The sequence below is a fragment of the Acidovorax sacchari genome (assembly GCF_042847045.1).
GTDB lineage: Bacteria > Pseudomonadota > Gammaproteobacteria > Burkholderiales > Burkholderiaceae_C > Paracidovorax > Paracidovorax sacchari.
Genome location: NZ_AP035783.1, coordinates 4,917,404 through 4,929,308, shown reverse-complemented (window position 1 = coordinate 4,929,308; position 11,905 = coordinate 4,917,404). Strand labels below are relative to the sequence as shown.

General features: G+C 71.4%; 6 protein-coding genes. 2 read left to right on the top strand and 4 right to left on the bottom strand.

Annotated features, from left to right (window positions below; translation table 11 throughout):
- Positions 1 to 23: 23 nt before the first annotated feature.
- Positions 24 to 1,460, top strand: a complete 1,437-nt coding sequence (locus ACGHC0_RS21795; RefSeq protein WP_415266741.1) for a carbohydrate porin — start codon at positions 24 to 26, stop codon at positions 1,458 to 1,460.
- Here the strand turns inward: ACGHC0_RS21795 and ACGHC0_RS21790 are convergent.
- Entirely contained in the window at positions 1,400 to 4,342 is a 2,943-nt protein-coding gene (locus ACGHC0_RS21790) for an ATP-binding protein (RefSeq protein ID WP_415266740.1), read from the bottom strand. The two genes, ACGHC0_RS21795 and ACGHC0_RS21790, sit on opposite strands and share 61 nt — an antisense overlap.
- Positions 4,343 to 4,727: 385 nt before the next feature.
- Between ACGHC0_RS21790 and ACGHC0_RS21785 the strand changes: the two genes are divergently transcribed.
- A complete protein-coding gene (locus tag ACGHC0_RS21785; protein WP_415266739.1) occupies positions 4,728 to 8,411 on the top strand; it encodes an IPTL-CTERM sorting domain-containing protein in 3,684 nt (1,227 codons plus the stop codon).
- 153 nt (positions 8,412 to 8,564) lie between these two features.
- Here ACGHC0_RS21785 and ACGHC0_RS21780 read toward each other — a convergent pair whose 3' ends face one another.
- From ACGHC0_RS21780 to ACGHC0_RS21770, 3 genes are all read right to left on the bottom strand, one after another.
- Entirely contained in the window at positions 8,565 to 9,275 is a 711-nt protein-coding gene (locus ACGHC0_RS21780) for a response regulator transcription factor (RefSeq protein ID WP_415266738.1), read from the bottom strand.
- 175 nt (positions 9,276 to 9,450) lie between these two features.
- A complete protein-coding gene (locus tag ACGHC0_RS21775) occupies positions 9,451 to 10,488 on the bottom strand; it encodes a serine/threonine protein kinase (protein ID WP_415266737.1) in 1,038 nt (345 codons plus the stop codon).
- On the bottom strand, positions 10,457 to 11,902 hold the full coding sequence (locus ACGHC0_RS21770) for a serine/threonine protein kinase (protein ID WP_368352916.1): 1,446 nt from the start codon (positions 11,900 to 11,902) through the stop codon (positions 10,457 to 10,459). The genes ACGHC0_RS21775 and ACGHC0_RS21770 overlap by 32 nt, the downstream gene beginning before the upstream one ends.
- Positions 11,903 to 11,905: the final 3 nt, after the last annotated feature.

The following is an 11,905-nucleotide window of genomic DNA, read 5'->3' as shown; positions in this document are numbered from 1 at the left end:
GGGCGCTGCCAGAATGCCGGCCCATGCGTAGCTTCCTGCCCCTGCCCTTTCCCGCGCCGACCCGTTTCCGCGTTGCCTTCCTGACCGCCGCCTTGCTGGCGGTCCCCGCCGCCGGGGCCTGGGCCGCGTCTCCGGACGGCGCCCCTGCCGAAGCGCCCGCAGCCGCTGCGGCGGGGGGCGACGCCCCGCCCGAGCCGCGCGTGGCCCTGCATGCCCAGACCACCTATGTCTGGCAGCGCAAGCCGGCCTTCGATGCGGCCTACACCGGGCCGAACAGCCTGGTGCCCACGCGCGAGCGCTCGTATTCCTTCACCGCCACGGTCGACCTGGCGGTGCGGCCCTGGGAGGGGGGGCAACTGCATTTCAACCCGGAGGCCGCGCAGGGCGTGCCGCTGTCGCGCCTCACCGGCGCGGGCGGGCTCTCCAATGGCGAACTGGCGCGTTCTTCCGGGGCGCAGCTCAAGGCCTACCGCGCGCGGCTCTTCCTGCTGCAGCGCTGGAACGCGGGCGGCGAGACGGAGAAGATCGACGCGGATTTCAACGAGATGGGCGGCACGGCCGCCGCACGCCGCTGGACGCTGGTGCTGGGCAACGTCTCTTTGCTGGATTACTTCGATCCGAACCCCTACGCCAAGGATCCGCGCGAGCAGTTCTTCAACTGGTCGTTCCTGGCACCGGGGCCGTGGGACTACGCCGCCGATGCGCGCGGCTACACCTGGGCCGGCATCCTCGAATACCGCACGCCGCAGTGGGCCGTGCGCGGCGGCCGGGGGCTGCAGCCGCGCGAGTCCAACGGGCCGAAGCTCGACCGCGCCTGGCTGCGCCATTACGGCGACCAGATCGAGGCCGAATCGAACCTGCCCGTGGCGCTGCCGGCGGGCCCGCTGCGCGGGCGCGTGCTGTGGTTCCGCAACCGGGCGGTGATGGGGGCCTTCGACGATGCGGTGGCGCTGGGGCAGGCCACCGGCACGGCGCCGGACGTGGGCGCGGTGCGCCGGCTGCAGACCAAGACCGGCTGGGCCGTGACCCTGGAGGCGCCGCTGGGCGAGGATGCCGGCGTGTTCGTGCGTGCGGGCCGCAGCAGCGGCCGCCAGGAAACGTTCGCGTTCACCGAGATCGACCGGCAGCTGTCGGTGGGGGGCCAGTGGTCCGGCGCGGCCTGGGGCCGGCCGGCAGACCGCATGGGCGCGGCCCTGGCGGTGAATGGATTGTCCGGCAGCCACCGCGATTACCTCGCGGCCGGCGGGCAGGGCGCCTTCCTGGGGGATGGCGCGCTGAACTATGGCAGGGAGCGGGTCTGGGAGGTGTACTACCGCGTGGCCATGCCGCCGGTGCAGACGGCCGCCGGCGCGCTGCAGTCGGCGGTGTCTCTGGGCGCCCAGCGCATCCAGAACCCGGGCTACAACCGCGACCGCGGGCCGGTGGACATTTTCTCGGTACGGCTGCACGCGGAGTTCTGAGAACTCCTTTTTTCACGCCGGGGCGTCTGCCTTCCCGGCGCGTGCCTGCAATGCGTGGGGCCGCAGCGCATGGGCCTGCAGTTGCTCCAGCCCATCGCCGAGGGCTTCGCGCACGGCCTCCAGCAGTTCGGGGGGGGCGCCTGCCCGTCGCCTGCTGCCAGTGACTGCACGGCGGCCTCTTCCAGCAGCCGCGTGAGGCCGCCCAGGCGCTCCAGTCCGAAGCTGCCGGCCGTGCCGCCCCAGTCGTGCGCTTCCTGCCGCAGGGCCGGCCAGTCGCGCTCCCGCCACGCCTGCTCGGCCCGGCGCATCCGCGCATCGCATTGGCGGACGAAGCGTTCGCGCAGCGCCGCGAGGTGCCCGGGCGACAGCAAACCCGCCAGATCCTCCAGCGGGGCCGCATCGAAGGCGGGCAGGGACCGGACCTCCTGCAGGCCGGGCCCCGCTGCCCCGGTGTCCGGAGGCGGAGTGCGCTCTGCGGCGGGCGGCACTCCGCGGGCGCCGGAGGGCGCGATCCAGCGGGCCAGCATGGTCCACAGCGGCAGTTCCAGCACCGGCTTGGGCAGGTGGTCGTTCATGCCGGCTGCGCGCGCGCGCTCCACGTCCAGCGCCGCAGCATTGGCGGTCATCGCGATCACTGGAAGGGCGGCAAACCGCGGATCGGCGCGCAGGCGGCGGGTGGCGGTGAGGCCATCCATGACGGGCATCTGCATGTCCATGAGTACGGCGTCATAGGTGCCGTCGGGCGCCCGGGCCAGCCGTTCGAGCGCCTGCGCGCCGTCGTTGGCGGTGTCCACCTGCAGGCCGCCGGCCTCCAGCAGGCCGGTGGCGACGAGGCGGTTGAGTTCGTTGTCGTCCACCAGCAGGACGCGCCGGCCCGCCAGTGCGGCAGGTGTTCCCGACGGGAGCGCCGGGGCCATGGGGGCCGGCGCGGTTCCGTCGGCGCGCCGCACCCGGACGGTGAACCAGAACGTGCTGCCCAGGCCCGGCGTGCTGTCCACGCCCGTGTCGCCGCCCATGTGGCGCGCCAGCCGGCGGGAGATGGCCAGGCCCAGCCCGGTGCCGCCGAAGCGGCGCGTGATGGTTGCGTCGGCCTGGTGGAAGGGCTGGAACAGGTGCTCCCGCTGCATCGGGGTGAGGCCGATGCCCGTATCTCGCACGGTGCCCCGCAGCACGACCGTGCCATCGGGCTCCTGCGCCGCGGCCTCCAGCGCGACGGCCACCTCGCCCGCTTCGGTGAACTTGATGGCGTTGTTCACGAAGTTCATCAGGATCTGCGCGATGCGGTGCGCGTCGCCCACGAGGTGGGCCGGAAAGGCGTCCGACAGCCCGACGCGCAGCGCCAGGCCCTTGTCGCGGGCGTGCGGCTCGAACAGCTCGCACAGGTCCGCCAGCAACTGGCGGGCGTCGAACTCCGCATGCTCGAGCACGAGGTGCCCTCCGTCGATCTTGGAGAAGTCCAGGGTGTCGTCCACGATGCCCAGCAGGCGCCGCCCCGCGCGGTAGAGCTGCTCCACGCGCTCCCGCTGCGCGGGCGGCAGGGGCTCCTTGAGAGCGAGCTGGGCCAGGCCGAGGATGGCGTTGAGCGGGGTGCGGATCTCGTGGCTCATCACGGCGAGGAACGTGGCCTTCTCCTCGGCCACCTGCGCCAGCGCGCGGGCCTGGTTGCGCTGCTCGGTCACGTCGAGCCACACGCCGTTGAACAGCACGGCGCCGTCGGGCAGGGCGCGCGCGGTGGCCAGTGTCTTGATCCAGCGGGTGTGCTCGCCGCGCTGCACCTCCACGTCGAAATCCAGGCGCTCCAGCGTGCGCAGGCTGTGCGTGAAAGCCTCGTGCAGCGGGGTGCTGGCGGCGTCGTCGAGGCCGTAGGCGGCATGCAGGGGCCCCAGCATCCGGAGCAGTTCCTGCGCGCTGCGGCCCTGCAGGTCCCCGGCCTTCTCGCTCACGAACAGGAACCGGTGGGCATCGCCGCCCGCCTCCATGCGCAGCTGGAACACCGCTCCGGGAATGGCGCCGGTGAGGTCGATCAACTGCTCCGACAGGCGCCGCGCCTCGGCGCTGGCCGCGAGTTCCACGGCGAGCCGGTCTTCGCGCTGCATGCTGTCCTTGAACACCTTCAGGGCCTTGGCCATGGTGCCCACCTCGTCGCGCCGGTCGGTGCCGGTGATGGGGTCGTCGTAGTGCCGGTCGGTGAGGCGTTCCATGTGCCGCGTGAGCTGCGTGATGGGGCGCGAGATCTGGGAAACGGCCACCCAGGTGGACAGCCCGATCACCAGTGCCAGGCCGCCTGCGACCGCCAGGGCGGTGTAGAGGATCGTGCTGCTGGTCAGGCGCCCGAGCTGCACCGACGCGGTCCGGAAGCGGTCGGTGGATTCGTCGCGCTGCCGGTTCATGGCCTGCTGCAGCGTGCGCAGCGCGGGCTCGAATTCGCCGTGGATGATCTCCAGCGCCCGGTCGCCGCGCCAGCGCGCGGCGGCCTCCACGATGCGGGCGGCCAGCGTGAAGGCATGGGCCGCCTGCTTGCGGATCGATCCCAGCGCGTCGGCGTCCCCGGGCACCAGCCGCTCGGTGGTGTCGATCTGCGCCTCGAACTGCGTCTGCAGCCGCTGCAGCGTGGCGAGGGCCGCACGCATGGTGTTCTCGTCCTGTTCGGTGAGCACCGCATAGACGAGGCGGCTCGACTCGCCGAGCAGCAGGGCCGCATCGCTGACGTGCAGGGCGCTTTGGGCCTCGCGGTCGATGAGAGCCTGGTAGTCGTCGGTGATGTGCCCCATGGTCCGCGTGGTGTAGAGCGCGGTCGCGATGGAAATCGCGCCCATCAGTGCCACGAGGAACACGATCTTGGCGGTGAGCGGCAGGTGAGACAGCGGGCGGGTGCGGACCATGCGGCGGCTCCGGGGAAGGGTGGCGGGCGGGACGTGACGGTCGGGCAGACGGCGCGTTTCCCCATCGCAGACGGCGATTCTCACGCGGGACGGATGGGGTTGGCCCATGCCAACGGAGCGGAGGCATCACGACATCGTCGGTCGGGGAATGCATGGGGCGCAAGGATGGAGCGGCAGCACAGCGTGCGGAGCCCATACATGTGGCGAGGAACGCACGGCAGAGCATGGATTGTCAACAATTGTTGAATTCCGCAATCGCAGTGATCCATCCCATAGATTCTGCCAACTCCTCGCGCCAAGCCGCCCCCACTCCGACGCACCTCGCGGTGCTGCAGTGGTGTCGCGGCGTGGCCGGGTCCAGTCCATCACACTCAGGGAGACCGGCATGAATCATTCTTCTCCAGGGCGGGCAGGCGCTTCGGCGCCGTCCGGCACCTGCCGCACCATGCTCGCCAGGGCCGCCAGAGCCGCGCGCAGCCTCCATCTCGGCGCAGTCACTGCCGCGCTGGCCCTCGCCGCTGGCGCGGCCCAGGCCCAGACCACGGACGTGCTGGTCAACCAGGATGCCGTGCCTGCGTCCGCGTCCGGCCCGGCCGGCGGGACCTTCCACTACGTGGTCAAGGTGCGCCACAACACCGGCAGCGCCGCCACCGGCGTGCAGTTGACGGACACGCTGCCGCTGGGCGCGGTGTTCCGGTCCGTCACGACCAGCCCGGCCGGCATGTCCTGCCTGCCCGCCATCGCGCCCGGCACCACGATCACGGCCGCGAACCAGACCGTGCAGTGCGACCTGGGCACCCTGGCGGTGAACGCCACCAAGACCGTGGATTTCGAGCTGGTGCTGCCCACCGTGTCCACCAACTGGATCAACAGCGCGCGCGTGACGCGCAACGAGACCGATTCCGACCCCAGCAACGATGCGCTGGACCGCCGCATCACCACCACCGAGGCGGCTGACCTGTCGCTCTCGGTGGCCACCGATCCGCTCGCGCCCCCGGGCAATCCGATCGCACCCGGGCAGCCGTACGCCTACCTCGTGGACGTGGGCAACCAGGGCCCGACGGACATCCCGGCCGATGGGCGCGTGCAGGTGACCTTCAGCGTGCCCACTGGCGTCGCGGTGACGCGCGTGGGTGGCACCAACGGCTGGAGCTGCACGCCCGCGGCGTCGAACGCATCGCCGCTGGTCTCGCCGGGCGCACCCGATCCGGCCACGGTGGTGACCTGCTCGCGTGCCGGGGCCCTCGCTGCCGGTGCCGTGGCGCCGCAGCTGCGCGTGGAGGCCGCGCCCAACGTGACCGGCTCCATCACCACCTCGTTCTCCGTGCAGGGCTACAAGGACGGCTCCACGCAGATGCCCGACGGCCAGCCGCCCAACAACACCGGTACTGCCGAGGTCAACGTCGCCGGCACGGGCTCGGACGTGTCCATCACCAAGGCGGTCAGCGGCGGCACCACCTATGGCATCGGCGACCAGGTGGCCTACACCCTCACGCCCCGGCTCAACGGCGGCATGGCGCTCGACGGCGTGCCCGTGCGCGTGGTCGATACGCTGGGCGCGGGGCTGTCCTTCGTGTCCGCCACCGGCACCGGCTGGACCTGCACTCCTGCAGGCCAGCAGATCACCTGCGACCTGCCCGCCGCGACGGCTTCCAGTTACACCAACCTGCCCGCGATCACCGTGCGGGCGCAGGTGCTGCAGACGGGCACGCTGGCCAACAGCGCGACGGTGGCGATGACGGGCCGCACGGACCCGAACACCAACAACAACGCCACGCCCGACGTGCTCATCACGGCCACCGACGTGTCCGACCTGCAGATCACCAAGTCCGCGTCCAACTACCAGAACGGGCAGGGCGTGGCCATTCCCATCGGCCAGACCTACCAGTACCGGCTGCGCGTGCGCAACCTGGGGCCGCTGGCCGTGCCGGCGACCTCGGGCGCGACGCCGCAGATCCCGTCCATGGTGGTGAGCGATTCCGTGCCTGCGGGCGTGACGCTCACGGGGCTGAACGCGGCCTCCGGCGCGGGCTGGTCCTGCAGTGCGCTGCCGCTCGCAGGGCCCGGCACCTTCACCTGCGAGCGCGTCGCGGGCCTGGCGGTGAACAGCAATGCGCCGGACATCGTGGTGGACGCCGTGCGTACCACCGCGGGCTCCGCCACCAACAACGCCTGCGTGAATTTCAGCCCCGCCAGCGGCGGCACGCGGCAGGACCCGTGGCTCAACGATCCCGCCCATGGCATCAACTGCCAGGGCATCGGCGTGGGCGCTTCCGACCAGACGCCGGGCAGCGAAGTGTCGGCCGACGTGAGCGTGGTCAAGACCTTTGACAAGGCTTCGGTGCCGGCCGGCGACGTGCTCACCTACACCCTCGTGGTCACCAACCAGGGACCGAATCCCGCCACCAACGTGAGCCTGCGCGACACGCTGGGCAGCCTGGTGTCGAGCAGCGGCTCGCCGGGCGTCGTGTCGGTGAATACCACGGCGGGCACCTGCACGCCCTCCGGACCGACCAACGCCACCTCGTCCACGCTGCTGTGCCAGCTCGGCACGCTGGCGAGCGGCGCGAGCGCCACGGTGACCGTGGCCGTGCGGCCCACGGTGGCCACCACGGCGCAGCGCAGCAACACCGCCACCGCGTTCTCCGCCGACGTGGTGGACCCGGTGCTGGGCAACAACACCTCGACGGTGCAGAGCGAAGTCACGGCGCGCTTGGACCTTGTCGCCTCCAAGACGGTCTCGCCCACGCCGCGCGCCATCTCCGGCGAACCCATCACCTACACGGTGCGCGCGAAGAACAACGGACCTTCGTCGGCCGAGAACGTCTGGCTGAAGGACACGCTGCCTGCGGGCACCGTGCTGATCGGCACGCCCACGGCCACCGGCGGCGGCACCTGCGATCCGGTGGGAGCCGACGGCACGCTCAACTGCCGCTGGGGCACCGCGGGCGCGAGCATGCTGCTGGCGAACGGAGGGCAGTACGAAGTCACTTACCGCCTGCGGCCCACCACCGCGTGGACGGCCGGGCAGGTGCTGAACAACGAGGTGGAGATCGGCACCACGACCGATGAGCCCAACCTCGCCAACAACCAGGCCCAGGCCCAGGTCGAGCTGACCCAGCCCGAGCTGGACGTGCTGGTGTCGATGGCACACAGCGCGGACGCCATCGCGCTCGGCGCCGAGACCACCTACACGATCACGGTGAAGAATTCGGGCCCGTCGTACGGCACGAACGTGGTGATGACCGACACCTTCCCGGTCACGCACCCGACCAACGGCGCCCCCTCGGCCACCTTCGCCTACACCGGCAACCTGACGGTGGACCGGGGCGGCTCCTGCACGCAGCCCGCCGCGGGCGCGACTTCCGGCAGCGTGGTGTGCACCTTCCCCGGGCTCGCCAAGGACGAGGTCGCGACCATCACGTTCCGCATGAAGGCGCTGAGCCTGCCGGCGGGTGCGGAGTCGGGCACGGTGTTCCACAAGGCCGTGGTGGCGGTGCGCGAGACCGAGTTCCTGCGCGGCGGCCAGGACGTGGTGGTGAACAACACCACCTACGACCAGACCTCGACCAAGCGCGACGCGATCGCCACCGACCTGTCGATCACCAAGACCGGCCCCGACGGCCCGCTCGCGCCCGGAGCGGACGTGGACTATGTGCTCACCGTGAGCAATCTCGGCCCGCTCACGAGCCAGGGCGCGCAGGCGATCGACGTACTGCCCCAGGGCCTCGCTTTCGTGTCGTCCACCGACTGCACGTTCGCGTCCGGCACGGTGAACTGCACGGTCGGCGAACTGCTGTCCGGCGCGAGCCGCGACTTCCGCTTCAAGGCGAAGCTCGCGTCCCCCTACGACGGCGCCCGGCCGCTCGTGAACACCGCCACGCTGGACGCGCCGGGCGACACCAACCCGGGCAACAACAGCTCGTCCAGGACGACCACCGTGCAGTCGCCGCCCGACCAGCTCGCGACGATCCCGACGCTGTCGCAGTGGGGCCTGATCGCGCTGTCGTGCCTGCTCGGCCTCCTGGCCCTGCGCCACTCCACGACCGGCCAGCGGCGCGGACGATGAGGTGAACTGAACGGGGGGCACCAAAGCCCCCGGTTCAGACATGGTTCAAGGCCTGCAATGAGGCACGGCCTTTCCCATCAGAAGGCCGCGGAGCAGGCCATGCCAGCAGACGCCGTGGAACCGGCTTCGCCGGGCCACCGGCGGCGTCCCCCTTCAGGGGGAAGGCGCCGCAGGCGACTCAGGGGGTGTTGCCAGCTCCAGTCGATACCCCACCCCATACACCGCCGTGATCACATACCCATGGTCCGGCACCAGCGCCAGCTTGGCGCGCAGGCGCGAGATGTGCGTGTCCAGCGAGCGCGAGGGCGCGTCATGGATGTCGCCCCACACGGCCTCGCGCAGGTGCTCGCGCGAGAGCAGCCGGCCCGCGTTCTGGAACATGAACAGCGCCAGTTCGTATTCCTTGTTCTTCAATTCCACCGGCACGCCGTCCACCCGCAGGCTGCGCTGCTCCTGGTCGAACCGGTAGCGGCCGAACACCAGCGTGCCCGCTGCCGCCTGCGGATAGGCGCGGCGCAGCAGGGCGTTGCAGCGCGCCATGAATTCGCCCATGCGCAGCGGCTTGGTCATGAAATCATCGGCGCCGCAGGCCAGGGCCTCCACCAGGTCCTGCTCGGCATTGCGGCGGGTGATGAAGAGGATGGGCACGGTGTCCGATGCCGTACGCACGGTGCGGATCACCTCCAGCCCTTCCATGTCCGGCAGGTGCCAGTCCACCACCAGCAGATCGTAGGTATCCGTGCGCAGTGCCTTCAGCAGTTCCCCGCCTTCCTGGTAGAGGTGGCAGGTGTGCCCGGCCCGTGCGGCCGTGGCCTGCAGGAGGTCGAGAAGGATCGGGTCGTCGTCGAGAACGGCAATGCGCATGGAAACGGGAGCGGAGCGATGGAGGCACGGCCACGCAGGCCGGCCGCAGCGCGCTACGAGAATACGAAGGGCCCGAAACTAACGGCCTGCGTGCGCCAGGCGTGGAATTTGACAATTGTTTGCGTTTGCTGCGCAGCCGTGGTGTGACGCGGACGCTGCCGCTTCTTCTCCTGTGTCACGCTGCCAGCGGCGCTTCCTGCATCGCCTCGATCTGCTCGCGCAGCATGTCCACCTGGCCGCGCCAGTAGTCGCTGCTGCCGAACCAGGGGAAGTTGATCGGGAAGATCGGATCGCTCCAGCGCCGCGCGAGCCAGGCGCTGTAGTGGATGAGGCGCAGCGTGCGCAGCGGCTCGATCAGCGCGAGCTCGCGGCGGTCGAAGTCGCGGAACTGCTCGTAGCCGTCCAGCAGGGCCGACAGTTGATGCGTGCGCTGGCGCCGCTCGCCCGACAGCAGCATCCACAGGTCCTGCACGGCCGGTCCCATGCGCGCGTCGTCCAGGTCCACGAAATGCGGACCGCCGCCGGGCAGGTCGGCGGGCGTCCAGAGCACGTTGCCCGGGTGGCAGTCGCCGTGCAGTCGCAGCACGGTACATGGCGCCGCGCCACCGGTGCCTGCCATCTTTTCTTCGATCAGCGCGATGGCATCGGCGCAGGCGGCGGTCCAGGCCGACTGCTGGTCCAGGGGGATCGCCTCTGCCTGCAGCAGGGCGTCGCGCGGCTCGGCGGCGAAGCTGCGCACATCCAGCGCAGGGCGGTGCGCGAACGGCCGCGCCGTGCCCACGGTGTGGATGCGCGCGAGAAAGCGGCCGATCCATTCCAGGGCCTCGAAGTCGTCCAGGTCGGGTGTGCGGCCGCCGCGCCAGGGACTCACGGAAAACGCGAAGCCCGCATGCGCGTGCAGCGTGCGGCCCTCCACGGCGAGCGGTGCGACGACCGGCACCTCGGCTTCGGCCAGTTCGGCGGAGAAGGCGTGCTCCTCCAGGATCTGCGCCTCGCTCCAGCGGCCCGGGCGGTAGAACTTGGCGACCACGCGCGAGCCGTCCTCCAGGTGCACCTGGTAGACGCGGTTCTCGTAGGAGCCCAGGGCCATCAGCCGGCCGTCGCCGTGCAGGCCGATGGACGCGAGCGCGTCCAGCACGAGGTCGGGCGTGAGGAGGGCGTAGGGGTGGAGGTCGTCGCGCTCAGGCGCTGGTGAATGGTGCATGGCCGGCATTGTCGCTGGCGGGCTCCTGCGGCTTCACGAGGATGACCGTACAGGGCGCATCCCGCACCACCCGCAGCGGGATGGTGTCGATGAAGCGCTGCAGCGGCACGCCGTGCGTGGCCGCGCCGAGGATCATCACGCCCACCCGGTTGCCGGCGGCGTAGCGCACCAGCGCCTGCGCCACGTCGCCGGATTCGAGCACGTGGAAGCTCGCGCCGTGGCCGCGCAGGTCCAGCCCCGCCGCCCACTGCCGCAGCCGCACGAGATGGCGCCGGTGCAGCGTGGTCTCGCTGCGCGCATGGTCGGTGGCGCTGCTGGCCGAAGGAGACACCACCGTGACACAGGCCAGGCGCGCGCCGGGCCGGATGCCCAGCGACCGCGCCGCCGCCTCGCGCAGCGACTGCAGCGTCGCGTCGGCGGCGTCCTCGCCGGGCAGCGCGACCATCAGGATGGGGGCGGCCTCGATCAGCCGCGCCGGCAGCGGGCTGGGCTGGTAGTGCATGCCCGCGGCCCGCAGCCAGCGGCGCAGGTGGGCGCGCAGGCCCGGTCCGCGCAGGCGGTGCGCGCGCTCGGTGAGCGGCACCTGCTCCGGGTTCGCGAGATCGAATGCGAGCTGCGCGGCCGATGGATAGCGCTGCGCGGCCTCGGGTTCCAGGCAGCGCAGGATCACCTCCTGCAGCCAGGGCGGGATGTCCGGCCGGTGCTGGCGGGGCGGGCGCGGCGTCATCCACAGCCGCTGGCGCAGGCCGCCCCGGGTGGCGGGCGCGCCGAAGGGCAGCTCGCCGGTGGCGAGTTCGTAGAGCATCACGCCGATGGCGAAGACGTCGCTGCGCAGGTCGCCGCGCACGCCCACCACCTGCTCGGGCGCGATCCAGGCGGGCGAACCGACGGCCTCGCGCATCTCCTCGGCCAGCAGGTCGGGGTAGTGCGCGTGGAACGAGAGGCCGAAGTCCAGCAGCACCGCGCTGCCGTCCGGCCTCAGCAGCACGTTGGCGGGCTTGAGGTCCAGGTGGCAGACGTTCTGCTGGTGCAGGCTGTGTGCCGCGAGGGCCATGGCCGCGCCGAGCTGTGCGATCTCCTGCGCGCCGGGTCGCCCGCCCGCGTCCAGGCGGTGCTGCAGCGTGTGTCCCTCCACGTATTCCATGGCGAGGTAGGGCAGGCGGGCCAGGTCGCCCGCGGCCACGAAGCGCGGCGCGTGCGGGCCCTGCAGCGCAGGCAGGATCTGCAGTTCCACCTCGAAGCCCACGATGTTCTCGGCACCGTCGCCCGCCGTCATGCGGGGCACCTTCATCACGAGCGGGAAGCCCGGGTCCTGCGCGGGATCGGCGCAGGACGCGCGGTAGATGTGCGCCATGCCGCCCGCGTGCAGGCACTCGTGCACCACGAATCCGTCCACCGCGGTGCCGGGAGCGAGCAGCTTCATGGA